Source organism: Paenibacillus sp. TY11 (genome assembly GCF_059772165.1).
Map to the genome: position 1 here is coordinate 340,277 of NZ_JCBAIQ010000002.1, position 24,626 is coordinate 364,902.

Sequence of the window (24,626 nt, forward strand, 5' to 3'; positions counted from 1 at the left end):
GCAATTTGTGTATTCTCATGTGAAATTAATTCGTAAACGTATGGCGACCGAGCGAGATGACAGCCGGACGATTTTTACTCCATTTGGCTGTGGCAATGGCTGGGTTGTAATAAAACAAGGACCCATTGGTCGGATCAGCACCATTAAGTGCCTGTCTGGCTGCACGGTACGCAGTCTTGTTTGGTTTCAGGCGGTATTGACCATCCTGTACAGCAGTGAACTGGCCAGGCTGCAAAATAACGTCCGGGATCGAGCTTGGAAACTCGCCGGACTGCACACGGTTTAATACGACAGCGCCGACAGCCACTTGTCCTTCAAACGATTCTCCGCGCGCCTCGGAATAAATGATCCGGGCCAGTTGATCCAGCGCGGTTACACGCACCTCACCGAAGGAATCCAGCCTGGCTTGTGTAGCGGCTCCGGCTACTCCATCAGGTGTCAGACCGTTATCCCGTTGAAAACGAGCAACCGCTTTGCTGGTCAGAGAGCCATAGTACCCAGTAAAACCAGCTTTGAAATAACCAAGCGAATGAAGCTGCTGTTGGAGCTCCAGCACCCGTTCGCTTTGAACCCCTTTCTTCAAAGCTGACGATTGTGCTTGTGCTTGTCCTGGTGCGACTGACAATACAGTACCCAACATACATGCGCAGGACAGGATTAAAATAGATAATTTTTTCATATTCCAGACAACCTCCTCTTTCATGTTCTGTCCGGTGCAACCATTCCGGCCTGTACAACTCAGGGACGTTTATCCGATGATGTTTCTTGTGCAATAACTAATGCCTAGCTGCGGAAATGATGCGTGGCTACATACGGAATCGGACAAATGATGCTTTTCACACGTCCGTTGCAGTATACCACAAGCCGCATTTACGTATCATCCGGCTCTGGTCCTAAGAATACCCAAGCTAATAAACGCCATCCCTAAAGGGCTGACGTATATTAGAAGCAATGGATCATGTTTTGACTACACTTGAATACGTGACTTTTTTCGCTATTTTTCGTTTCAACTTACCTGGGACCTGAACCTGACATCTACTTATTTTCAAATCAGATTTCCGTGCACACATACATAGGCGAATGCATAGAGTAGCGTACAATCATCAAATTTCGAATAACAGAAAGGCAGGAAACGACGCGTGAATTCATATATGGATTACACCTCTCCTACTGTACAATTCACCTATGATTTAAGCGACAATGTTTTGTTTCAGAAGGATGCTCAAAACTCGATCAACGAGCTGTCGATCCAGCAGCTGAATACATTGGCAAATGTATCGCTACTGGATATTCGCCTCAGCACTGCTAATGTTGTGGAGCCTCACTATCACCAAAATGCCACAGAACTGGTATACTGCATCTCTGGAGCAGTAACCGTGTCACTGATTAACCCCTTCACCCGCGAGTTACGACATTTTCCGATCACACCTGGCCAAGTGGCTAGCGTTCCTCAGGGATGGTGGCATTATCTGGTCGCCACGATGGACAACACTCATTTGTTAACGATTTTTAATACTCCGATCCCTGAATTCATTCTGGGCTCCGACGTTTTGCGGCTAACGCCAACTAACATTCTGGCTCATACTTACTGCCTGGATGAGAATAAGCTTCAGGAAGCGCTCTCCCCTATTAAAAAGTCTGTCATCATCGGTCCTCCCAATGACTGCAAGCAGCAGCCCCCCCGAAAACCTGGGATACATGTAAGGCTTGCCGATACTTCAGCACACCATCAGGTCGCCCCCCAAAGAGGCTACGCCTATACCAATGGATATCCTGGCTTCTCCTTTAATCCCTATCAAGAATAGGCTAACCCTATTCAGTCCTTAAGATCGAGGGAATACCTCTTCTCTGTATGTTCGCCGTTACCATAAGACCGTCCCTCTCATAAAATGCCAATGTATAAGAGGGGGTGATGGAATGGACGCTTATTACAACTGTTTGAACTGCATGAATAAAAAAGTGCGTATTCTCACCATTGACGGAAAACAGTACGAAGGAACCATTATGGATGTGGATCGTAATAATGTGTACTTAAAAACTGAACGAAACGGACGTGTACAAACGTCTGCCTTTTATCCTTACTACGGGTATGGTAATGAAATCTTAACTTTGAGCCTGTTCACCCTGCTGGCGATTGCTTTAATTTAATCCCTGATCCATTGTCCGTTCCTGTCTATAGATACCAATGCACCTCATATGACAGCTGCCCAGCCCGGCACAGTTTGTGTAGGGCTTGTACGCTGTTATTTGGGGTGTTTTATCCTACGATCCATCCTCTAAAATACTTAACCCCCCATCGGTTATATACCGATGAGGGGTTAAGTAACTCAATTTAACTTAGACCCATAAAGACTTAGTAATGATAACGAGCAAAATGAACAGTACCAGGATGGCTCCTGTCGATGTCCAAACTCCTGGGTAGCCCCCTACTGAACCGCCACCTCTTTCACATTCACTCATGGATCATTTCCTCCTTCAATTCAAGGTACAACATAGCTTATGTATTGAGTTTTCCTATGGACCGGGCTTTCCGGTAATGTTATAAATATTTTCTTTAATAGGAATTAGCTACACCCTTCCTGGGCAGGAGCATAAGATATCACAACTAATCTTGAAGGAGTGAAGCAATTGAATTCAAATCAAGCGTTCAATTACAGCACCAATCAACCTTTTCCTCACCATCCTACCTCTCACCATGTCGTGGTGCACCCTGTAGATCCGTACGTCGTAGAAACATTAAAATCGGTGATCGGCAAGTACGTTGTACTTGAGACAACACGTGGCAGAATTGATGGATGCGTAGTGGATTGTAAGCCCGACCATGTCATTTTAGATGTATACGGGAAAAAATTCTTTGTCCGAATCTGCGAAATCGTATGGATCATGCCCAACTAAACAAATCAGACATTAAAAATCCTCGCAGATCCTGTTCCGGATTCGCGAGGATTGATCATGACATGATCCTGCTAATCAAGCTCTCCTGCCAGTGAAGCACGGAGTTCATCTATTGTTCCGTTGTATTCATCCAAATCGACTTGGCCACGAATACCCGGAACACTGCCTGTGCTACTGTACTGCCAAGCCCACCAATTATTCCAAGCTGGAACTGCGGTTGGCTTTTGCGTAGTGCTGTATCGGGCTACCCACAGTTTATACATAGAAAATGTAGGATCAAACTTGGAAGCAAAGACATTTCCCGTGTATACGATCGGCTGACGCCCGGTAAGCTTCTCCATTTCATCCAAAAATGCATGAGCCACTTCACTAATTTGTGCAGGAGTAAGACCTTTGGGGTTATTTTCATAATCCATCACAGGGGGCAGATCCAGCCTGCCTCCTGCTGAATCTATAGCTCTGGCAAAATTAGCAGCTTCCTGACGAGCCCCATCCGCGGTAGTTGCGTTTAAAAAGTGGTAAGCGCCAACCAAGATATTAGCATCTCTGGCCCCCTGAACATTTACTAAAAATTGATTATCTTGATATTTTGTGCCCTCTGTAGCTTTAATAAAAGCAAATGTCTTGCCTGCCGCCGCCACTTGCTGCCAATCAATATTGCCATTATGGTGGGAGACGTCAATCCCTTGCGCGTGTCCGTTGGAAGAAATGTCAGGTTCAACAGATATGGTAGATATAACAGTCTCGGTAGATGCTGACTCCTCCGATTCCTGATCCAACGCTATAACAACCTTACCATCATCTTCATTGAGTACATGAAAGGGTGTGCTGTTATTAAGATCAACTACAATACGTACCGACGCGGGGTTTGTACTAAACATGGAATATCTTACTTGGGAAACATCTGGATCATCTGTCACTGGAAAAGTTCCTTGTCCACCATTGTCAAATGATTGCGATGCTAGAAATTCCTCGGAAAACTGTGAACCAGGTATGTCAACAACAATACGATCTGCATGAGTCAAAGTAGTTACTTTTGGGCTTACTTTTCCATTCACCGTTATAGTCAATTGGTGATTGGTGAAGCTAATTTGGTTTATAGCCGTACGCGCACTCTCTTTTGCATCACTTGCAGCTTGAGTAGCAGAATTGTCGTGGGAGGACTTGCTATTCCCGCTTGAAGTAGGTGGAGTCGTCAGAAACACTGTTTTAAGCTCATTGTTCCAGGTCACATCAATCCCTGTCTGTTCAGATACAAAGCGAAGCGGAACATAAGTCGTCCCCCCTTTAAGCATAGGAGCTACAGCCAATCCCATTTGATGATCATTGACAGAGGCAATGGGATTGTTGACCTGAAGACTGAGGTTAAGATTTTGCTTATGTATAGTTATTGTCCCTGACTTGGACTCCCAATTCACGCTATAACCCAATTCCTCTACAATGAGACGGAGTGGAACCAGCACATTGCCCTTTACTTCTTGAATCTGAACACCCTTGCCAACACTTATATCTTTACCGTCCAACTGAAGATGTGAACTTGAAGATGCAGCGTGACTTTTTCCTGGAAATGCTAGTAGAAACAGAGACAAAAAAATAAATAAACAAATTTTCTTCATTATGTACCCTACCATTCTCTAAATTTTCGTTTATGAAAATCTTGCACTCTATGATTCTCAGGACCCTCCATTTTGATAGACGCGAATAATGTTGTAAAAGTTACGATTAGTTCAGCATATATTTCAGTCTTATCATACAAAAGCACTAAAAAACTCTGCCAGCTATACAGCAAGCAGAGCCTTTTTCCATTTTTACTATTCTAGTTTACTAGCAATCTCATCACAAACGAACACTTCATGTTCATACTGTTAAAAATGTTAACCCTACAAGAATGATCGAAGTAACAGACAGTACCAGTAAGGGAAGCATTGCTTTCTCCCGCAAAGCCTTAAAGCTCACATTCAGCCCCATGCCTACCATAGCCATCGTTAACATAAAGGTGGTAACTTGGGAAAGTCCGTTCATCAGACTAGATGGAATTACAATATATATTCCAAAAACATAGCTACCCAAAATACTTGTAGCCATAAAGCCGATGAGGAACCATGGGAACTCCACTTTAGCATCTGTACGAATTTTTCCGGTTCGTTTCATCCAATACATTAAAATAAAGCTGAGCGGTATTAGTAAAAAAACACGCCCCAGTTTGGCTAATAAGCCCATTGCAAGTGCATCCTGTCCGGCAGGCGCTGCAGCTAAGGCCACATGTGCAATTTCATGTAAACTGATGCCCGACCAGATTCCATATTGCATATCCGTCAAAGGAAGCCACGGTCGAAGCACTGTAAACAAAATGGCAAATACCGTTCCAACCAAGGCAACGAGTCCTACTCCTATGGCTGTATCCTCATCTTTAGATTTCAACAAGGGAGAAACAGCCGCAATCGCTGCTGCACCGCAAACTCCTGTTCCAATACCGAGAAGAAGCGAAAGCGAAGCATCTGCCCTGAAACGTTTTGCCAGCCAAACCGTAAAAAAAATGGAAAATACAACGGTGCCCACATCACGCAAAATCAAACCCAGCCCATGATGAATGACAACATCCATATTCAGCTTCAGCCCATATAACACAATAGCTCCACGTAGTATTTTCTTTGCTGAAAACTCAACCCCCGAGCGCACAGCTTCAGGGTATCCCCACAACTGTCGGTACATAATAGCGAGAAACATGGCACAAGCCAATGGACCTACATAATGAAATCCTGGCAATTCGTTCAGGCCGTAGCCTGCCAAAGCAAATATTATCGTTAGCACAATGCCAAATATAAGCTGGAATAATCGCCCTCTGTTCGAAAATAATTTGGTGTGCTGTGTATGACTATTCATGGTGAATCCCTCCAATTCTACATACATCCAGCTTAATATATATTTTGTCATAAGAAAAATAAATCGTTATAATAATCATAATAAGTAAATGGATATGATGAATTTGGAGGAATGGGCTTTGGACCAATCTTTAATCGTATTTGTTATGGTCGCGGAGAAACAAAACTTCACACGAGCTGCTGAGGTGTTGCACATGACCCAGCCAGCAGTAAGTCAATATATTCAAACGCTGGAACGTAGCGTAGGAGCCCGACTACTGGAGCGAAGTAATAAATATGTGCGCTTAACCAAAGCAGGTGAAATTGTGTATCATCATGCCCAGGAGATTATCCGTCTCAATACACGCATGCAGTATTTGGTGGACGAGCTGTTGCATACGGCAAAAGGAAACCTGTCTATTGGTGCAAGCTACACGTATGGCGAATATGTTCTACCGCATGTGATTGCGCAAATGAGAATCCAGTATCCACTCATTCAGCCCTCCATTACCATCGGCAACACTCAGGAAATTGAAAAACTCGTGATGCATAATCAACTGGATGTAGGAATTATTGAAGGAGAATTTCAGCATGACCATTTACACCTTGAATCATTTGCTGATGATGAAATGTATATCGTCGTTCCGCAAAACCACCGTTTGGCTGGTAAACCTCAAGTGGATTTAAGTGAGCTGCAAGAGGACATCTGGATTCTGCGGGAAGAAGGCTCTGGAACCCGGGAGGCAGCTGAGAAGATGTTTGCACGGCTTCGATTTTCCCCTACTCATATGATGGATTTTGGCAGCACACAGATTATCAAAGAGTCTGTAGAAGCAGGCTTGGGGATTTCTTTGCTGTCCCAATGGGTCATTCAGAAGGAACTTGCTCTGGGGACATTAAAAATATTGGATATCTGTAATCTCCCGGTCATTCGGAAATTTTCTTTTCTGACCCCTTCTACGGTATTTGAGACGAAAGCAACCACCGCTTTTTTGGAGATTTTGCGAGGTTATAACGTGAAAAGGTAAAGTGCAGAAGCAACGAAAAAAGCACCGATTAAGGTGCTTGCAACATAATCACTATAATGATTTTTATGAGGAGAGATGATCCTTACCATGATATAAGAAATGGGAAAAATCAGCGTAGCTTCCTTGAAATTGTTGCATGTCATGAGCGGCAATACCTACAAAATTCCCTGTAAAACCACCGGATAAAAAGCTGATATTTTGCATTTCAAAAAGTCGCGCCCAGGCAGGTTCGTTCCCAATCCGATAATAAAATTGCCCGTGGGATGCATGGACTTCTACAGCCAAATGTATAGGAAGATCGTCCTGAAGCGTAATCGCTTGGGGAACTAAGGTAAATGTATTGGCCTCACAGCGCATCATACGCAGCACTTTTCCTTGTCCCTCTTCATAGCTAACATAGGCGTATAAATAATCTTCTTCATTGAGATATAGTAGAAGCCCCGCCATTTGCAAATAACTTACAGGCTGATATTCCAGTGCTGTTTCTACCCGGAAATGGTGATCCGTTTGCCGAATGGCAAGCACATGATGTTGGAACAGACTTTGTATCGATTCTCCAGCCAGAATCCGAAGGTAGCCGGGACGCTTGCTTAATGAACACCAGCTATCGTCTGCCAGTATACGCAATGTATTCCACGTTTTATTTAGAGCAGGTCCGTCGAAAAAATCTTCAAAAATATAGCCTTGCTCTTGCTTGGCTAAGGACGTCCCTTTAGGTGCAGGTACCTCCAGTTGAGGTGTATGGCCCCCAGCGGTTAATCGCAGCCAGCCTTCATCATTCCAGTACACTTGCTGCAAGGCTGTTTCCCGCCCTAAAATGGCATATTTCCCCTCCACCGGACGTGTGCATAAATGAGCCATGTACCATTCGCCGTCCAGTGTTTGTACAAGACTGCCATGTCCTGCACATTGTAACGGGAAATCAAGTTGATCACGTGACGTAAGCATCGGGTTATGCGGGTCTACTTCATATGGCCCGGATATCTGCTTCGAGCGTGCTACGGTAACTGCATGCCCCGTACCCGTTCCGCCTTCCGCTGTAACAAGATAATAATATCCGTTTTGCTTATAGATGTGAGGCGCTTCTGTTTTCTTCAAAGGAGTACAATCAAAAATTTTAACAGGCTCGCCAATGAGCCGTTGTTGGCTGCTGTCATATTCCTGCATGACTATACCCGAAGATTTATTGCTTTCCAACATGCGGTAATCCCACAACGCGTTCAACAGCCATTTGCGTCCGTCCTCATCATGAAATAAAGAAGGATCAAATCCACTGCTGTTGAGATAAACCGGTTCCGACCACGGTCCTTGAATCGTAGGCGCCGTCATCACAAAATTATGAACGTCCTTGAACGGACGTTTGGTGCTTTTCACATCCGTATAGAGCAGATAAAAAAGGTGATCCGCATAGCTAAGCTGCGGAGCCCAAATGCTGCAATTTTTCGGGTTTCCTCTTAAATCTACCTGATCCGTCAAAATATCCGTGCAATGCTCCCAATGGGCCAAATCTTTGGACTGATACACCCGTACTCCAGGTAGCCACTCAAACGATGACACCACAATATAGTAAGTATCCTCGACTCGTGTAATACACGGATCGGGATTAAAGCCTTTTAATATGGGATTTTGGATCATCATGAAACCACTTCTCCTTACTTCCAAAATGTGACTCCGTCAAAAACCTGCTCCTTGCTCCATGCTCCTGTTCTCGCTTCAAAACAATCCGCCCACGGAACACGCTGCTTACGCAACGAAGCAACTTTATCGGGTCCGCCATACTCCTGATAACAGACGGTTTTCTCGTTCGCGGTATTACCCCAATTGTCCCAGCCACGTGGATCAATATGATCGCCCATTTTACAATCGACAAATACGGTCTTGGCATACTCCCGCCACGGACGCCCCAAAAAAACCGTGGTAATATCAGGCTCTGCGGTTAAGTAGCAATAATTGAATACATAGCCATACGCTTGTCCTTGCGGCGTCGAGGCGGCTGTGACGTAGCTTGTTTGGTTTTCATGATGACGTAAACTGCGAATCTCGCAATCTTCAAAATAAGCGGTAGCCCCGCCAAAAATGAAATCTACTGTACCCTCAATATAGCAATGCTGATAGAGCTGACGATAGTGCTCATGATGCTCTTTCAAATGGATTCCACCAAACTTTAACCGCTCCTTCGGCGCAGGAGGCAGAGGGCCTGTAAATAACGTGTCCTGATGCCCTTTAAAGGTGCAGTTTCTAAAGATGGTTTTATCACAATGGGCGTATACCGCAACGGCCTGCCCAATGGCTTCTCCCTGTCCTGCCGTGTTGGAAATCGTGAGATTTTCCAAAATTAGATGGCTACCGCCTACAAATAAAGTGGGTGTCGCAAAGGTTCCTATTTCCTCGCCCGCTTCATCCAGCTCCTTAGCGTACCGATCCATTCGAATCTCTACCTGTCCGATGCCTATGATATGAAGATATGAACGGTAAATTCGTACCTCTTCCTCATAAGTACCCGATAAAATAGTTAGCGTTTCCATTTCGTTGGAAGACGACTGCTCTAATACAGCAATCGCCTCCTGGATCGTATGGAAATCACAAAAGGATTCTTTCCCAACTAGCATGGTTACCCCGATCCTTTCATTTGATTTACAGGTGTTCGGCTAAAAATGACTGCCACGCCGTTCGCATTTCCAAGGTCTCCATATGCCCACCGCCCGCAATCACAGGCTGCCAATGCTCAGGATGACCTGCTTCCTGATAAGCTTCCAACAGCCCTTTTGCCAAATGCTCGACTCCTTCAATAGGACACATCCGATCATTCTGGCCTGTTATACTCATCCGTGGGCGAGGTACGATCCGCTTTTGAATATCCAGGGTGGTAAAATGCTTCAGCAAGCCTGGGACATAGGAATAGAAGCCATGATGATCCAATCCCCTTTTGGCGATCAGCGTATGGGCATCTACCTGTCCACAAATATCAACCGTGACCTGTATCCGTTCATCCAACGCAGCCATCCACCAAGCCATGAGTCCACCCATCGACATGCCGATTGTTGCGATACGGGAAGCATCAATGTCTTCACGCTGGCACATATAATCCACCAAACGACGGTTATCATAAAGCATCATGCCCCACAGCACCTGGCCCTGCCAGAGCATTTCCTTTACCAGCTCGCTCTCGGTTTTGCCCCCACGTTCACTGAAGCCCCACATGTCAATACAACACACGCAATACCCCATGTCTGTCAGGGTTGTAGCAAACGAGGGCTGCTGCAAGTAAGCACTGCTATGGATCAGCTCCTTGCGTCCATTCGTATAATTGCCCCCGTGCGAATGGTTAAAAACGACCAATGGGAACGGGCCGTTCCCTTCTAAGGGTGTAGCTACATAAGCGGGTACAGACTCGATTCCGTTCAAGTCCAGCAGGAGACACTCCAGTCGATATCCCTCTCGCTCTTCTTGATTCAGCAGAGTTGCCGTTACAGGGCGATCTGCCGGAAGGTCTCCCAACAATGCTTGCAACTTATCCACGTTTTATCTCCTTTCACGCCCCTCCTACTTCATCACATTTTGTTCAGAAGGTTGTATCGTTACTTGTTCTATCAACTTTTCGGGCTGAGCTGTGTTCTTCGAATGGCAACGATTGATTTCAACGTCTTCCCCATTTTCAATATAAAAGGCAGGACCTTCATGATTCTCAATCGTCACCTGTTGAAAACGAATATCCCTCACGTTACCTAGATAAAAACCACGGTTATTCATATCTTCAATTCCTGTCATCATGGCCGGACGGCCGGGAATCGCATTTTTAGCCATAGAAATATCAATATTGGAAAATGTAATTTCAGCAATATATTGTTCTGCAAGTCCGTATAAGAATCCAGCAGCCGCATGAACCTGTCGTGCCGTAATATCGGAAAAATGGATTCGTCTAAAGCACGGGGTTTCATCGGTAATCGGATAGGGATTTTTGTCCCATACATATTTGTCTTTGCCCCGAGGTCCACAGAAATAATACAGGTTCAGAATAAATGGACAAATGACCTCCTCCATCACGATGTTGCTAACGCGAATATCCTCGATGATTCCGCCGCGTCCCCGTCTGGATTTCAGACGTATGCCCCGATCCGTTTGCTTGAACACACAATTGCTGATCGTAACATTACGAATATCTCCGCTCATTTCGCTTCCCAGTACGACAGCGCCATGTCCATGCACCATCGTACAGTTGGTAATCGTAATATTTTCACAAGGAATCCGCTCCTGTGTATCTTCGGTTCCTGCTTTGATCGCAATACAATCATCGCCCACATCTATATTGCAGTTGCTAATACGAACATTGGAACAGGATTCGGGATTAATGCCATCCGTATTGGGGGAGTCCGCCGGGTTAAGAATGGACAAATTGTCAATCGTAACGTTATAGCAAGCGATGGGGTTTACAGTCCAACTTGGGGAATTTTTTAACATAACGTCTTTAATAGTGACCCGCTGACAACGGTCAAAGCTGATTAATTTGGGTCTCGGATACTGTAACTCCTCAGGATGATTCCGATGCTTTTCCCACCATGGTTGACCATTTCCGTCCAGCGTTCCGCTACCTGTAACTGAAATATTCACAAGGTTCTGCCCATAAATGCACGACGCATGTACTTCCCGCTGAACGCCTTCCCATCTGGATTCTACTACAGGATAGTCAGCCAGATCCGTACTAAAGGAAAGAATTGCGCCGGGGCTTACATGCAGCTCAATATTGCTTTTCAGAAAGATAGCACCTGTCAAATACGTCCCAGACGGAACAAAAACGGTTCCTCCTCCAGCATTGCTGGCTGCTTCAATGGCAGCCGCAATCGCCCCTGTTGCCAACGTCGTACCATCCTGAACTGCTCCATAATCTACAATGTTATACAATTGCATTTCGTTCTCTCCTGTCTTTATATTTTGAGAATGTAAGATAAAATTTGTATAGGAAAAGCATAAGCTGCCCCCGGATTTTCAACATCCAAGAAATCACTCAAGGAATCTGGGGGCAACAGCAATGCTCAGCTATTATTTTTTCGTTTTCTTATAGGCTTCCTCATACTCAGCGGTAATCCGTGCTCCACCGGAGTTTTTCCAGTTTTCTACGGCTGTTTTGAATCCGGCTTCATCGAGCTCACCCATAATAAATTTGAAGGATGCGTCAGTAATGATTTTCTCCAGCTCTGTTCCTTGTTCATTAGCTGTGACTGAATCCAGAGGAACCGTCGGGTCCAGAACAGCAAATTTACTATTTTCCTGAACTAATTGATTAGCCAGTTCCTTTTCCGGATTGGCATCTTTTAAATTATAGGTCACTTCACTTGGTCTGGAGCTTGAAAACGGCTGAACATCCGCTTGCCACAAATCTGTATTCATAATTTTGAAGGCTCCATCTTTTTCGATTTTATAATGAGTGCCTTCAATACCACCGGTCATATACATATATACATCTTTGTCAATTAAATCATCTACAAATTGCAGCAGTCTTTTCAACTCAGCTTCCGTCTTCACTTCAGATTTAGGAAATGCCAGCAAACCTCCTACCCCGCTTCCCTCAGACCATACGTGGTATTTGCCATCTCCATTCGAAATCTTATTAACTGGTACCAGCTTCAACCCTTTTTGTAAGCCCTGGGACAAGGTTCTGAGGTTAGAGATATCGATCATGCCTGTATAAATACCTGCTTTACCTTGAGCAAATTGTTGTTGCTGGTCCGTTTTAGCGGTTACAGCAAAGTCTTTAGAGAGATATCCGTTTTTGTATAGCTTTTGGGAATACTTTAAGGTCTCCATATATTGAGGAGTATCAAATTCCGGCGTAAACTTTCCGCTTTCATCTACTTTCCAGCCATTAGGTGTACCAAAGTAGGAGCTTAAAGTTTTGAAGCTGCTGTAGCGCAGATCCGATCTGTCAACAAACCCAGTCGTATCATTTTTGCCATTCCCATCCGGATCATCTTCTGTAAACGCTCTCGCAACTTCATACAACTCATCCAGTGTGGTCGGCACCTTAAGACCTAAGCGATCCAGCCAATCCTGACGAATGACCAAACCCGCGCGAGCCAGATTCTTCTGGAACGGAACACCATACAGCACCCCTTCAATGGAAGCGGCTTCTCGAACTTCAGGTGGAATCTTTTTTAAATTTTCATACTCATCCAAATATTTTCCTACATCCCAGAATAGTCCTGATTTCAATGAACTACGAACTGAAGAATTTGTCATCATCGTCAGAGTCACCATATCAGCCAATTCACCCGAAGCTAGTGCCGTGGTGATTCTCTCTTCTTTGGAAGCATCAGGCACCCAGTTAAAGGTGATTTTGGAATTGGTGTATTCTTCGATTTTACTTTTGATCGTTTCTGTGGGCGGCGAAGCTGTATGCAATACGTTTAACCAGGTAAATTCCAGTTTGGATTTCGGATCATAGGTTTGGCTACTTTGATCCTCTGCCCCCTTATCACCGCAAGCAGCTAAAAAAACACTCATGACCATAAGTACGGCAAGAAGGCCCGATACTCCCTTTTTCATCGTGATTCCTTTTTTCATCGTGTTTGCTCCTTTTCTGTTTGTATATTCATGCCATATCTTCCTCTTTCACCAGAACCTCTCGCTCTATTTTGCTGAATACCTGATGCGTCATCCACATCACGAGATAACCGATAATACTCGCTCCGGCAAAAGTCAGAATTCCTGGGTACAAGCCTAGAATCAATGCAAAAAGCACGACAATGGCTACAAAAAGAACAAGCGTATATTGTAAATACGAAAATCCAATCACGATCGAAATTTTGATCTTCAGTTTGATGCCTTTCCAATCATAGTGAGCCAGCAACGGAAAAATGTATGCCAAAGATATGAGATACAAAAAGGTTCCAATAAGCGTCACCACACGAACATACCAGGACGAAACATTGACTATATCCACGTAGAGCACGTAACCCACAAGGCTGTAGAGCCCGCCAATGATTGCTGCTTCTTTAAAGCTTTCTCTAAAGTAACGTACAAACGTCGAGAAAATGGCGACTTCCTCATTGCCCCGAATCCACTGCCTTAAAATACTAAGCATAGCGACGGTTGCAGGCCCAACGCCTATAAAACACAAGCCCAGGATCGTCGCAACCGTCCAAAGCAAGTTAAGGTAGACCAGGCGTAGCAGGCGCATGCACCATTTGTTCATGTTTTCTACAAACCGTACCATTTTGCATCCTTCCCGTCGTCATTAGTAAACGCCGTCTTCACCAAATTTCTTGGCCAGTCGATTGGAGCCCATAATCAGGATTAAACCTACCACACCTTTAAAAAGTCCTACCGTCGTACTGAAACTTAATTGTCCATTCTTCAAGCCCGCAGTATAAATGTAGGTGTCAAAGATTTCGGCAACCTCGCGGTTTAATGAGTTCAATAGCAGATACATATGCTCAAAGCCCAAATCCAGCGTGCTACCGATTTTCAAAATTAACAACGTAATAATGACCGGGCGGATCGCAGGCAAGGTAACGTGCCATGTCTTTCTCAAGCGTCCAGCGCCGTCCATCTCTGCGGCCTCATACAATTGCGTATCTACCACTGTAATTGCAGATAGATAAATGATGGTAGACCAGCCGAGTTCCTTCCAAATCACTTGCCCGATGTAGACCGTTCGCAGCCATTGCGGAGAAGTTAAGAAGCTGATCTTCTCACCGCCCAGCGCGGCAATCATTTCATTCAGCACACCGCCGTCTACGGTTAGGAATACATAAGAAATCGAAACAATGATAACCCATGACATAAAGTGCGGAATGTAGATAATGGTTTGAATAATGTTTTTAAAAAGCATCTTCCTGACCTCGTTCAGCATGAGCGCCAAAATGATGGGCAATGGAAAAAAGATTACAATGTTCAACGCAAACAAAACCAGCGTATTGCGAAGCAACATAAAAAACGTAGGCTCGGTAAACAAACGAATAAAATGCTTCATTCCTACCCATGGACTGCCCGTGATTCCCTGAAAAGCTTGATAATCCTGAAACGCAATCACCAATCCCCCCATAGGGAAATACTTAAAAATAATGAAGTACACCAGCCCGGGTAAAACCATCAGATAGAGCAACTTGTGTTTTTGCATTCGTAAAAGGCTTTCCGTCGTTCTTTTGTTCTTTTTCTTTTTCATCTTCATGTTGGGTGCGGGGACACTTGAAACTTTCATTAGTTCGACCTCCTTCAAACGTTCCTGTATACGTTTTCAAGAGTACGTGATTTTCGGCATTCCGCATATAATCATCAAATGATAGCGTTTACAAAACTAGATAAACAGCCTACTTTTCTGCCTTTTCACCTTAGCTAATGATTACTACACAACCTAATGATTGCCTTCTTTTTTCATGCTTAGAGAACACCTCAAGATTTGATTATATACGGAATTCTTTCCTCTTGATAAGGTTTACATGTAAACGATTACGAGGAGGTCAACCACATTGGCACAACTATTACAAAAACAAAAATTACGAAAAAAAGAATCGCTGGGCAGTCGTATTTTCAACATTGTAAACAGTACACTATTGATTCTCATTGCCCTCACTTGTCTCTTACCTTTTTTGAATATCATCGCCAGCTCTTTTGCCTCAACCCAGGAAGTAGTAGCCAAGAAATTCATTCTATTCCCTGTTACTTTTTCCTTGGATGCTTATCGCTATATCCTGTCAACTCCCACGATTTTTAGAGGACTTGGGGTTTCGGTCGGAGTAACGATCGTGGGTACAGTTGTAAGTATGATATTTACCGCTTTTATGGCCTATGGATTATCCCGAAGATATCTGCTTGGCCGCAATACGATTAACTTCATTGTTGTGTTTTCTATGTTGTTTAGTGGGGGGATGATTCCGACATTCCTGGTTGTAAAAAGCATGGGGCTCATCAATTCGTATTGGTCCTTGATTCTTCCCGTGGCCATTAACGCATTTAACCTGATTATCATGCGTAACTTTTTTCAGGCGTTGCCGGATGATTTGGAGGAATCGGCCAAGATGGACGGGTGTAACGATTTTGGTATCTTCTTTAAAATTATGCTGCCGTTAGCCCTGCCTTCTATTGCAACCATCTCCCTGTTCTACGCAGTAGCCTACTGGAATACGTATATGCACGCGATTCTCTATATCAATGACTCTGCCAAATGGCCGATTCAAGTCTTACTTCGCCAAATTGTTATCGTCTCCAGTGGTATGCAGGCAGAAGGAACCGCGGTAGATGTCATCCCACCTGCGCAGACGATTAAAATGGCGGTCATTGTCATTGCGACCGTTCCGATGTTAATCGTGTATCCATTTGTGCAAAAGCACTTTGTCAAAGGAGCTTTGTTAGGGGCGGTTAAAGGTTAATTGGCTTGCTTCATCTTTCGGTAAGCTCCCGGTGTAACCTGTTCTTTTTTCCGAAAAGAGCGGATGAAGTTTTGCGAATTATGATATTGCAGTCGCTCGGCGATTTCTTTAATCGTCATATCGGTCTCAATGAGCCACTTCTTGCCCATTTGCAGCCGATAGCCCATCAGATATTCACTAAACGTCGTTCCGTATTCTTTTTTGAAAATACTGCTTAAATAATTCGGATTGTAATGAAGTCGATCTCCAATGAGTTCTAATGATAATTCCTGGTCATATTCAGCACGGATAATAGCGGCAATTTTCTCCGAGAGACAGCGGAATTGCTGGTTGGTCTTCTCCTTCATGCTTTTTACCATGGGGAAAATAACTTGCTCTACCAGCATACGTTCTATCTCTTCCGGGTTACGGATATCCAGCAAACGATGATACAAGGCATGATTGTCTTGCGTCAGCAGCACTTCAATCCCTAACAGCTGCTCCAACTGGATGAGGTTATTCACAAACCGTACCAACAGCACTTCAAAGTTCATGGAATGATTGTTTTTTGTCATCATTTCCGCCAATAAAGAGTGCACGGTATGATATACCTGCTCTTCGTCCCCTATTCGGATGGCGTCAAACAGTTTCGATTCCAATTCTGTAGGATAATGAAGCAGCACCGGACCTGAAATGACCATGGAAATATCTTCATAAAAAATAATTGACTCTTTGCCTAAATTTAAACGGTGATGCAAAGCTTGCTTGCTCATCTCACAGGCTTCTTTACTTTCTAATAAGTTATCGTACGCTGTACTAATGCCGATGCTGATGGATACATTCAAATACTCTTTTACGTTTCGAACCAAAAGGGTCGCATCATCCAGTACTTGCTTTCTTATTTCCTGTTCGCTCTTATCTGTCAAAATTAATATGGTGGCCTGGGTGTTATCGTTCAAAATGATGGGGAGCATTCGCTGCTGCTCTGGAATCGTTTCTTCTACGATTTTGTTAATAGCCAGCAGTAAAACATCTTTATCCGAGGGTTCTCGATCTCCCAGATTATCCAGTTGGACCAACAAGGTAATATACATTTGATTCTCGATCTGCGGATAGCCCAAGCGTGGCATTTTTCGTGCCAATTCCTCTGCAGAAATACGTTTGCGGAACAGGTTGAGAATTAATTGGGTTTCCAACTGTGGCATTTCGGACTGAATGAGACTTTCCAAGCTTTCCTTCTCGGTTACAATGTTGTCGATGGAATTAATAATCCACTCAATTTCATTTTTAGAAGGTTCATTTTTGAAAGCCAAATTAGGATTTTTAGGCAAGCTGCGTTTTATTTGCTGAAATGGCTTTGTAAAATAAATGGAAATGATGTACGCCACCACCACTATTAAGAGTGTTAATACAAGTCCCATCATGATGATCCCAAATTTGGTCGTTTGAAAGGCATCCGCAATCTCTTTTTTATCTAATACCGTTAAGTAAGTCCAATTGTTGTAAGCAGATTTGGCATAAATGACTTGCCGTGCAGGCTGATGATTCGTTTTCTCCAGAGTCAACATACCTGTGTTGTTTGGTTTAACCGTAGCTTCTGAAATGTGCTGAAGCTGCTGGGTGGACAATAATTGTTCAACAGGTTGGGTTTCGTACATTAAATCGCCTTGATTATTCAAAATAAAAACAGCCGTATGATCCTCGGTTTGAATCGTATGATTTAACGTTTGCAACGAAATATCCGACAGAGCAATGGCTTGCTTCTTTTGGGAGAATACAGGCAAGGTATTAACAAAACGAATTCCTTTATCTGTTTTAACCCAGAATAGTCCCTGATCCTGATGGGCGATATAGGTATTAACCAGATTCTCCTTTTCTGCTTTCGTCAAATAAGACAGGCTTCCATTGGAGATTCTCCAATTCTGATTCAGACTGATTAGTGAATATTCCGCTCCCTCTAATCCCATCGTAGCAATATAATTGAGCTGGGTATTCACATTCCGATACGCTACAAAATCTTTTTCTGTAATGGGATTTTTCACAACTTCATTAAAGGAACTGGTCGTGCTATACGTATTAAAAGCATATTCAATCGTCTGAATTTTCTGCTCCAGGCTATTTCTGATCTGAGCCATATAGCTTTGCTTGGTATTGGAAACTCTCTCCACAACGGAGCTAATTGTTGTAAAATAGATGTAGCTGCCGAAGCTGGCCACCAACCCTATTCCCAAAACCAGAATCGTAATAAAAATAGTGTAGAACATTCTTCCTTTTTTCATTGCGCTCCCCCTTTGGCTCTTGGCATCACACCAAAATTATAGCGCTTTCATAGCAAGGTTTAAATCATTTTTTTCACGTGTGCATTTATTTTTTACATCCGTATCATTCCAATTTAAGTCGATTTTGTTTTGTTTTATTTACGGCAGTTAAAAAGAAATTTGGAGGTTACTTATGTTACACGTTGTTAGCCCTAAAGAACAGATTGTAAAAGAAGAATTTCCGTCAGACACTTCCTTTCTCTCACTCTATCCCGTAGCGGTCCGTGAAGCTCGTCCTTTTATATTGGTATTACCTGGCAGTGGCTACGAGCATTTGGCCTCACATGAAGGAGAGCCTGTAGCCCGGTGGTTGAATGATCTAGGTATTCATGCGGGTGTATTGGAGTATCAAGTCGGCGATTTTGAGATCACCTCCTTGCTGGAGGATGTAGAATATGCCCTTCAATGGGTTCGCCAAACACCGAAAGACTGGCCAGTCATTCCTGAACAAGTGGGGCTCATCGGTTTTTCAGCAGGCGGGCACTTGGCCTCCATCGTCGCCACCATAGGGACAGAAAAACCAGATCTTCTGCTGTTAGGATACCCTGTAATTTCGTTTCATGATCCTTATGCGCATATCGGAAGCCGTACACATTTTTTAGGTGAACAGCCGACACTTGAGCAGCTTCAAGGCTTTTCATCCGATCAGCAAGTAACCTCACAGACGCCTCCAACCTTCATTTGGACCACGGCCAATGATGCTGCTGTTCCGGTAGAAAATAGCCTGTTGCTCGCTTCCTCATTATCCAGAGAAGGTATTCCGTTTGAACTGCATGTATTCGAGGAAGGTAGACACGGCTTGGGACTGTCAGAGGAAAACCGTGAATGCCGACAATGGCTCGATCTGGCGGAAACTTGGCTTCAAAAACATGGATATGCTCAGGCAAGACAGCAGATGCGACTGTTTATCGCGGGGGACTCTACTGCAGCTCAAAAAGGGGCTACCGAAAAACCGATGACAGGCTGGGGCGAACACTTGCAAAGCTATATGGACCCATCTGTTCATGTGGACAATCGCGCGGTCAATGGGCGAAGCACCAAATCTTTTATAGCAGAAGGCCGGTTAGCTGATATTGAAAAAGATATTCAAGCTGGCGATTATCTGTTTATTCAATTTGGACACAACGATGAGAAAAAAGAAGACCCCACCCGCTATACCGATCCTGATGGGGAGTATCGTCAAAACTTAATTCAATGCATTCAGTCCGCTCAGGAACGTGGTGGAATTCCAGTGCTATTGACCTCTGTAAGCCGCCGCCGCTTTACCGCAGACGGTGAACCTGATCCGCTGGCTGTAGGAGCCTATCCCGCAGCCATGAGACAAGTAGCCGAGGAAACCAAGACACCCCTACTCGATATTTTTGAAGCTTCGCAGCAGCTTTATCGTTCAATGGGTGAAAAAGAGTCCCAGCAGCTATTTATGCATTTGCCTGAAAAAACGCACCCTAATTACCCAGCCGGCGTAACGGATAATACCCATTTTTCCGACGAAGGAGCAAGACAGATCGCCCAGCTTGTAGCGGAAGCAATTCGTCAATGTACGGAACTGTCTGCATTAAAACAACGAATGTTAGAAAGAAATCAAGATAGCGGTGAGAGGCTCATTCATCACCTTGTCAACTAAACATCAAGAACCAAAAGATACAAGCAAGAAAAACGGCCCTTCTCCAGAAATTACGCCTATTGTAGAAGTTAACGGGGTGTATTACAGAACTGCAAAGCCGCCGAGAAATTACTCTTATGCGTTGTCTAATTACCCAGACGATACTTATAAAGTGGCAAGTGGAAATGTAACAGTCTCCGCTTCAGGCGTGGTACAAACCACCACTGTAACAACCGCAAGAATCGAAATTTATGGCGGTAACGGTAAATTAAGAATGGTATACACTGTTAAGGTGCTCTAAGATTGGAATAAGAGTATCCTCTAAATGTGGAGCCAACGATTAGCATGGAAATGATGAATTGTTCTAAAAAACACCCTGCCATTACGGCAGGCCACTGAAAAACTCGTAGTTTGACGGAGTAGTTAAATGCCTGAAACAAAAGACGTCCTCAATTTCCTAGTAATAGGGAATGAAGGCCGTCTTTTTGTTATAACTTCAGGTCTTTATGCCTTGTTTCTTACTTCATCAGCTTCAATATTCTCTTCAAGTTTACAGTAAAGATCGCCATTGCACCTTGTAACTGCATGCCCATAAGACCCGAAGATGACGCTACATCATACCCGTGTCTGTGTTTGAGTTCACTGTTCTTCGCTTCGAAGTACTCGCTTTCCTGGAACGACATTTGTTCCGTGTGTTCGCCAGATTTAATACTCACTGAGTAGGACTTGCTTTTTGCTCCTTCGATGTAGCATCCTTCTTTAAACGGACACCTCTTACATACTTCTACATCGAAGTAGTAGGTATTCTTTTGGTTATTGTTAACGCTCTTTTTTCCTGTCCGTGCTCTCTGAATCGCCTATGGCCGGCCTTACACATGTACATACCTGCATCTTTATTGAATTGAAATTCATTTTCTTTCTTACGTGCCCCTTGTGTAATGAGTGGATTGAGTTTGGCGATAAGTTCAATTTCATTGCTTTTAGCGTAAACGATGTTGTCTTTTTCAGAGTAAGCTGTATCTCCGATGACCGATTTGATTTCCATACCCGTTGCTTTACTTTTTTCAATCAGCAATTGCAGTTGCTTGCCGTCATTCTTTTCACCCGTCGTGACAACGGCTGCCGTTATGATTCGTTCCTCGGTCATGGCAATTTTGAATCATCTCATTCACCTACTTGGTTTAATACCTTAATTATATAGAGAAAAGGTACAATCTCCTCAATAAAACTTGAGAAGATTGTACCTTTTCTTCATACTAAGAACTTTTTCAGTGGCCAGCCATTACGGCAGGGTGTTTCAAATTATTTAGAATATAATGGATCTTTGTGGATTGATCAGTCTACACATTTCCTGAAACAAAGAAGCTCATTCCTTGCGTAACATAAGGTATAGCCAATTTTATATATTCTTCTGGTGGCACAGTGCTATTTTGTACCAATCAACTGCAGCCCCGTAAATTCCCCAACTTAACATGACGGCTGCGATTCTTAGAGACTCATTACTGACAGTGGAATGTTTTTTAACAGCATTTGGTAAAAAAACATTCAAGTTCTTTCTGTATAATGACTGTTTTTGATCAGTTATATTCGGCTTTGATCGCTTACGTTGTACTGAAAATTGTTTACGAGGAAGTCGAAGTTTGCCATTCCCCAACACGCATCGCTTTCATTCATTCATTTTTTCGACTGATTCTTGCAGATCTATTGCCGATCGGGTGGCGGCTTATTTCAAGCTTTTTATACCTTGATAATTTCTTCGTTTCTCCATATCCCTTAATACATCTGATCGTGTGTTTTTTCTATTCATAACCGAAAGAACGGCTTAGGGAAGTTGTTTGTATATTGGGCACGCTCCAGTTCTTCGGCAATGATGCGGATGCCCTCTTCAATAGCTTGCTCATCGGTTCGAATGATGCTAAGGCGCAGTAAATTAAGCTTGGGAAAAGATGAGAGGAACTGCTTCTCGGTAGCTAGTACATCAACGCCACGGTTCTCCAATCGCTTGACCAAATCTTCAGTATCAATGGAGTCTGGAAGGTGTATTGAAGCGAAAAGTCCTCCACAAGTACCGGTGGTATATAAACACTCTTTGGGCAATAATCGCTGTGAAATTTCCCCTAGATGTTTAATGCGGTGATTGTACATGGATTTCATTTGCTTCGCATGATGAGCAAACATCCCGGACTTCATATAAATCTCGAGTACACCTTGAGAAAGCACCGAGGTGCTCAGATCCGCTGCATGTTTATGCCATTGGAGCAAAGGAATAAACGAAGTTGGTACTGCGGCCGCGGCAAGCCTTAATCCGGGCAGCATCACTTTGGAAAAACTTCTGAGATAAATGACATGACTGGCTCCATTATAAGCGTGAATAGGATCCGCTTTAATGTTTGTTTCCAAATCAGCAAGATAATCATCCTCAACGATGTAAACGTCATTGGCTTTGGCGAGTTCTACTAGTCGCTGCTTGTCTTCCGCTGTGTAAGAAGTGCCTAACGGATTATGGAAACGCGGGATTGTATAAAAAAACTTTATATTATTACTTTGAAAATGGCGCTCCAAAGTTACCCAATCAATCCCGTCAGGTGTTCTTTCGATACCAATTACGGTTTGTCTTTGTGTCTTAAGTGCAGCAAGCATTCCCCAATATGTTGGTTGCTCGACCAGAATGTTGTTTTTTCCGTTTGGGAAAGGCATCCCAGCTAGAAGATGAAGAGCTTGCTGAGCGCCTGAAAATATAAAAACTTGCTGAGCCGAAGGGAAAACCTGTTGCTGCTGAAAAAGCTTCACGATCTCCTGGCGAAGAGAAAGCAAACCCTGTGGATCGGGATAAGTGAATATGGACGTCTCAAATAATTCCATCGCTTTGTTCAAGCATTGACGAAAGTCGATTTGCGGTATCGACGCGGGATCAGGAGCCGCTGATGCAAAATCGATTCGTTTTGTTTGCAGCAGGGGAAGAAGCGCTTCTTTGGCTACGACAAAATAACCACTCTTCGGACGTGAATAAATGAGATATTGACTTTCGAGTTCCTGATATACACCAATAATTGTGTTGAGGCTGCAACCGAATCGTTGGCTCTGCTTACGGATGGACGGCAGCTTCTGACCGGGTTTGATGAGACCATTTACGATGTCCGAACGGATGATTTGCTGAATGGATTCCTTTTTATTTGTCATAAATATGCCTCCAACTTGAAATAATTTGTTCTACTATCTGTACCCTTACAGATGGATAAATGGTCAATATACATAGTATTTTGTATCTACTATAATACAAATAATCATACAGAAGTGTATTTTATAAATATTTTCGTACCTTGATATCTCAAAGTGTCGAGTGCATTTTTGTATAAATTTTTTTGAGGTGATTGTAATGAACAAAACGACAAGCGGCTGGATCAATGGTTTCCTGGGCGTGCTCATCTTCAGCGGCTCGCTACCCGCAACACGGTTGGCTGTAATGGATTTTGATCCGTTATTCCTCACCGTATGCCGTGCCGCAATTGCTGGGGTGTTAGCGGGACTGCTTCTCCTCATCTTCCGGCAACAACGGCCTGTCCGAAGCGACATCGTTCCACTATTGTTAGTATCACTCTGCGTGGTAGTAGGTTTCCCACTGCTGACAGCTTTGGCGCTTCAGTATGTCACATCCGCGCATGCAATTATCTACATTGGGCTTCTGCCGCTTTCGACGGCGATCTTCGGAGTACTGCGGGGCGGTGAACGCCCGCGACCAACCTTTTGGATCTTATCAGCTCTAGGCAGCTCCCTTGTAGCAGGATTCGCCCTAACACAAGGGGCTACATCTTCGCCGGTCGGTGATGCGTTAATGCTGGCTTCTATCATCGTGTGCGGTTACGGTTATGCGGAAGGGGGACGACTCTCACGGAGGCTAGGGGGCTGGCAGGTGATCTCTTGGGCACTCGTTCTGTCGCTTCCCGTTATGTCACTGCTCTCTTTTTATTACATGCCGGTTTCGTGGGCGGGTATCAATGGCTCCGCACTCTTGAGCCTTGCTTATGTCTCCCTGTTCAGCATGCTCATCGGCTTTGTGTTCTGGTATCGTGGTCTTGCCCAGGGAGGTATAGCAGCGGTCGGGCAGTTACAACTCCTCCAGCCTTTCTTCGGCCTGCTACTTTCGGCTCTCGTTCTGCACGAGTCAATTGGTTGGCCTATCTTTATAGTAAATATCGGTGTTGTACTGTGCGTGGCGATCGCACGGCGATTTGCATCAAAATAGTTTTCAACATCAGCTCCGATTCGCAGAGCTATCCTAAGTGAATTTAAAAAGCGTTATACTAATCCGGTATATTTTTTAATGCCATCGTAATAGTCGGTATGACCATTAAAAGAGTAGGACCTGTAACGCTATGTCGTGCTTGTATTTGGAGGATTCGAGCCAATAGTCAATTATTGAAAGAAAACGGAATCGACAACTTTATTGTCCGAAGACAACAAGTTTAATACTAAGAATATCAAAGAAGCCCTCTCGATGATCTAAAACAAGGGTTAACCTTATTTTATTTTGTCAGTAAAGCGGTTTGTTTAACTATAATTTTTTATAGTATTTTTCA

21 protein-coding genes and 1 pseudogene are annotated in these 24,626 nt (G+C 43.8%); 8 read left to right on the top strand and 14 right to left on the bottom strand.

Features of this window, described 5'->3' with window-relative positions; all coding sequences use genetic code 11:
• Positions 1-25: 25 nt before the first annotated feature.
• A complete protein-coding gene (locus AC6EJC_RS03795) occupies positions 26-679 on the bottom strand; it encodes a cell wall hydrolase (protein WP_444952799.1) in 654 nt (217 codons plus the stop codon).
• A gap of 460 nt (positions 680-1,139) precedes the next feature.
• On the opposite strand from AC6EJC_RS03795, the gene AC6EJC_RS03800 reads away from it, so the two are divergent.
• Positions 1,140-1,805: a cupin domain-containing protein gene (locus tag AC6EJC_RS03800; RefSeq protein WP_444952800.1), complete on the top strand. Its 666-nt coding sequence runs from the start codon at positions 1,140-1,142 to the stop codon at positions 1,803-1,805.
• 112 nt (positions 1,806-1,917) lie between these two features.
• The gene (locus AC6EJC_RS03805; RefSeq protein ID WP_444952801.1) at positions 1,918-2,148 is read left to right on the top strand and encodes an LSm family protein; all 231 of its coding nucleotides are present in this window, start codon (positions 1,918-1,920) and stop codon (positions 2,146-2,148) included.
• A 189-nt stretch (positions 2,149-2,337) separates the two neighbouring features.
• Here the strand turns inward: AC6EJC_RS03805 and AC6EJC_RS03810 are convergent, their stop codons facing one another.
• Positions 2,338-2,460, bottom strand: a complete 123-nt coding sequence (locus AC6EJC_RS03810) for a hypothetical protein (RefSeq protein ID WP_444952802.1) — start codon at positions 2,458-2,460, stop codon at positions 2,338-2,340.
• A gap of 168 nt (positions 2,461-2,628) precedes the next feature.
• Between AC6EJC_RS03810 and AC6EJC_RS03815 the strand changes: the two genes are divergently transcribed.
• Positions 2,629-2,895, top strand: coding sequence for a YuzF family protein (locus AC6EJC_RS03815; RefSeq protein WP_444952803.1), 267 nt, complete (start codon positions 2,629-2,631; stop codon positions 2,893-2,895).
• Between the two features lie 71 nt (positions 2,896-2,966).
• Here the strand turns inward: AC6EJC_RS03815 and AC6EJC_RS03820 are convergent, their stop codons facing one another.
• Together AC6EJC_RS03820 and AC6EJC_RS03825 are read right to left on the bottom strand one after the other, a co-directional pair.
• Entirely contained in the window at positions 2,967-4,511 is a 1,545-nt protein-coding gene (locus tag AC6EJC_RS03820) for a GH25 family lysozyme (RefSeq protein ID WP_444952804.1), read from the bottom strand.
• Positions 4,512-4,752: 241 nt separating this feature from the next.
• On the bottom strand, positions 4,753-5,778 hold the full coding sequence (locus AC6EJC_RS03825; RefSeq protein WP_444952805.1) for a YeiH family protein: 1,026 nt from the start codon (positions 5,776-5,778) through the stop codon (positions 4,753-4,755).
• Between the two features lie 118 nt (positions 5,779-5,896).
• Between AC6EJC_RS03825 and AC6EJC_RS03830 the strand changes: the two genes are divergently transcribed.
• Positions 5,897-6,784, top strand: coding sequence for a LysR family transcriptional regulator (locus AC6EJC_RS03830; protein ID WP_444952806.1), 888 nt, complete (start codon positions 5,897-5,899; stop codon positions 6,782-6,784).
• 63 nt (positions 6,785-6,847) lie between these two features.
• Here the strand turns inward: AC6EJC_RS03830 and AC6EJC_RS03835 are convergent, their stop codons facing one another.
• From AC6EJC_RS03835 to AC6EJC_RS03865, 7 genes are all read right to left on the bottom strand, one after another.
• On the bottom strand, positions 6,848-8,422 hold the full coding sequence (locus tag AC6EJC_RS03835) for a glycoside hydrolase family 43 protein (RefSeq protein WP_444952807.1): 1,575 nt from the start codon (positions 8,420-8,422) through the stop codon (positions 6,848-6,850).
• A gap of 14 nt (positions 8,423-8,436) precedes the next feature.
• Positions 8,437-9,393, bottom strand: a complete 957-nt coding sequence (locus AC6EJC_RS03840; RefSeq protein ID WP_444952808.1) for a pectinesterase family protein — start codon at positions 9,391-9,393, stop codon at positions 8,437-8,439.
• Between the two features lie 25 nt (positions 9,394-9,418).
• Positions 9,419-10,303 (bottom strand): dienelactone hydrolase family protein, encoded by an 885-nt coding sequence (locus AC6EJC_RS03845; RefSeq protein ID WP_444952809.1) that lies wholly within the window; start codon positions 10,301-10,303, stop codon positions 9,419-9,421.
• A gap of 24 nt (positions 10,304-10,327) precedes the next feature.
• Complete coding sequence (locus tag AC6EJC_RS03850; protein ID WP_444952810.1) at positions 10,328-11,689, bottom strand: glycoside hydrolase family 28 protein; 1,362 nt, start codon at positions 11,687-11,689, stop codon at positions 10,328-10,330.
• 132 nt (positions 11,690-11,821) lie between these two features.
• Positions 11,822-13,342, bottom strand: coding sequence for an extracellular solute-binding protein (locus AC6EJC_RS03855; RefSeq protein WP_444952811.1), 1,521 nt, complete (start codon positions 13,340-13,342; stop codon positions 11,822-11,824).
• Between the two features lie 28 nt (positions 13,343-13,370).
• The gene (locus AC6EJC_RS03860; RefSeq protein WP_444952812.1) at positions 13,371-13,994 is read right to left on the bottom strand and encodes a YesL family protein; all 624 of its coding nucleotides are present in this window, start codon (positions 13,992-13,994) and stop codon (positions 13,371-13,373) included.
• A 21-nt stretch (positions 13,995-14,015) separates the two neighbouring features.
• Positions 14,016-14,981 carry an ABC transporter permease gene (locus AC6EJC_RS03865; protein WP_444952813.1) on the bottom strand — a complete coding sequence of 322 codons (966 nt, stop codon included), beginning with the start codon at positions 14,979-14,981 and terminating at the stop codon, positions 14,016-14,018.
• Between the two features lie 268 nt (positions 14,982-15,249).
• Here AC6EJC_RS03865 and AC6EJC_RS03870 point away from each other — a divergent pair, with 268 nt between their 5' ends.
• A complete protein-coding gene (locus AC6EJC_RS03870) occupies positions 15,250-16,149 on the top strand; it encodes a carbohydrate ABC transporter permease (RefSeq protein WP_444952814.1) in 900 nt (299 codons plus the stop codon).
• Here AC6EJC_RS03870 and AC6EJC_RS03875 read toward each other — a convergent pair.
• Positions 16,146-18,407 (bottom strand): helix-turn-helix domain-containing protein, encoded by a 2,262-nt coding sequence (locus AC6EJC_RS03875; RefSeq protein WP_444952815.1) that lies wholly within the window; start codon positions 18,405-18,407, stop codon positions 16,146-16,148. The genes AC6EJC_RS03870 and AC6EJC_RS03875 overlap by 4 nt on opposite strands.
• Positions 18,408-18,579: 172 nt before the next feature.
• Between AC6EJC_RS03875 and AC6EJC_RS03880 the strand changes: the two genes are divergently transcribed.
• Both AC6EJC_RS03880 and AC6EJC_RS03885 read left to right on the top strand, forming a co-directional pair.
• Positions 18,580-20,070 carry a GDSL-type esterase/lipase family protein gene (locus AC6EJC_RS03880; RefSeq protein ID WP_444952816.1) on the top strand — a complete coding sequence of 497 codons (1,491 nt, stop codon included), beginning with the start codon at positions 18,580-18,582 and terminating at the stop codon, positions 20,068-20,070.
• Positions 20,060-20,350, top strand: a complete 291-nt coding sequence (locus tag AC6EJC_RS03885) for a hypothetical protein (RefSeq protein ID WP_444952817.1) — start codon at positions 20,060-20,062, stop codon at positions 20,348-20,350. Before AC6EJC_RS03880 ends, AC6EJC_RS03885 begins: the two co-directional genes overlap by 11 nt.
• Before the next feature lie 217 nt (positions 20,351-20,567).
• Here AC6EJC_RS03885 and AC6EJC_RS03890 read toward each other — a convergent pair.
• Together AC6EJC_RS03890 and AC6EJC_RS03895 are read right to left on the bottom strand one after the other, a co-directional pair.
• Positions 20,568-21,202: pseudogene (locus AC6EJC_RS03890) on the bottom strand (transposase); the annotation flags it as partial.
• A 650-nt stretch (positions 21,203-21,852) separates the two neighbouring features.
• A complete protein-coding gene (locus AC6EJC_RS03895; RefSeq protein ID WP_444952818.1) occupies positions 21,853-23,229 on the bottom strand; it encodes an aminotransferase-like domain-containing protein in 1,377 nt (458 codons plus the stop codon).
• Between the two features lie 196 nt (positions 23,230-23,425).
• Here AC6EJC_RS03895 and AC6EJC_RS03900 point away from each other — a divergent pair, with 196 nt between their 5' ends.
• Positions 23,426-24,292: a DMT family transporter gene (locus AC6EJC_RS03900; RefSeq protein WP_444952819.1), complete on the top strand. Its 867-nt coding sequence runs from the start codon at positions 23,426-23,428 to the stop codon at positions 24,290-24,292.
• Positions 24,293-24,626 lie beyond the last annotated feature (334 nt).

What these genes read in the sequence shown, in the direction of transcription:
- AC6EJC_RS03900 (WP_444952819.1), top strand. Translation starts at nt 23,426, where the DNA reads ATGAACAAAACGACAAGCGGCTGGATCAATGGTTTCCTGGGCGTGCTC.
- AC6EJC_RS03880 (WP_444952816.1), top strand. Translation starts at nt 18,580, where the DNA reads ATGTTACACGTTGTTAGCCCTAAAGAACAGATTGTAAAAGAAGAATTT.
- AC6EJC_RS03895 (WP_444952818.1), bottom strand. Translation starts at nt 23,229, where the DNA reads ATGACAAATAAAAAGGAATCCATTCAGCAAATCATCCGTTCGGACATC.
- AC6EJC_RS03860 (WP_444952812.1), bottom strand. Translation starts at nt 13,994, where the DNA reads ATGGTACGGTTTGTAGAAAACATGAACAAATGGTGCATGCGCCTGCTA.
- AC6EJC_RS03865 (WP_444952813.1), bottom strand. Translation starts at nt 14,981, where the DNA reads ATGAAAGTTTCAAGTGTCCCCGCACCCAACATGAAGATGAAAAAGAAA.
- AC6EJC_RS03840 (WP_444952808.1), bottom strand. Translation starts at nt 9,393, where the DNA reads ATGCTAGTTGGGAAAGAATCCTTTTGTGATTTCCATACGATCCAGGAG.
- AC6EJC_RS03805 (WP_444952801.1), top strand. Translation starts at nt 1,918, where the DNA reads ATGGACGCTTATTACAACTGTTTGAACTGCATGAATAAAAAAGTGCGT.
- AC6EJC_RS03855 (WP_444952811.1), bottom strand. Translation starts at nt 13,342, where the DNA reads ATGAAAAAAGGAATCACGATGAAAAAGGGAGTATCGGGCCTTCTTGCC.
- AC6EJC_RS03850 (WP_444952810.1), bottom strand. Translation starts at nt 11,689, where the DNA reads ATGCAATTGTATAACATTGTAGATTATGGAGCAGTTCAGGATGGTACG.
- AC6EJC_RS03795 (WP_444952799.1), bottom strand. Translation starts at nt 679, where the DNA reads ATGAAAAAATTATCTATTTTAATCCTGTCCTGCGCATGTATGTTGGGT.
- AC6EJC_RS03875 (WP_444952815.1), bottom strand. Translation starts at nt 18,407, where the DNA reads ATGAAAAAAGGAAGAATGTTCTACACTATTTTTATTACGATTCTGGTT.
- AC6EJC_RS03835 (WP_444952807.1), bottom strand. Translation starts at nt 8,422, where the DNA reads ATGATGATCCAAAATCCCATATTAAAAGGCTTTAATCCCGATCCGTGT.
- AC6EJC_RS03825 (WP_444952805.1), bottom strand. Translation starts at nt 5,778, where the DNA reads ATGAATAGTCATACACAGCACACCAAATTATTTTCGAACAGAGGGCGA.
- AC6EJC_RS03820 (WP_444952804.1), bottom strand. Translation starts at nt 4,511, where the DNA reads ATGAAGAAAATTTGTTTATTTATTTTTTTGTCTCTGTTTCTACTAGCA.
- AC6EJC_RS03810 (WP_444952802.1), bottom strand. Translation starts at nt 2,460, where the DNA reads ATGAGTGAATGTGAAAGAGGTGGCGGTTCAGTAGGGGGCTACCCAGGA.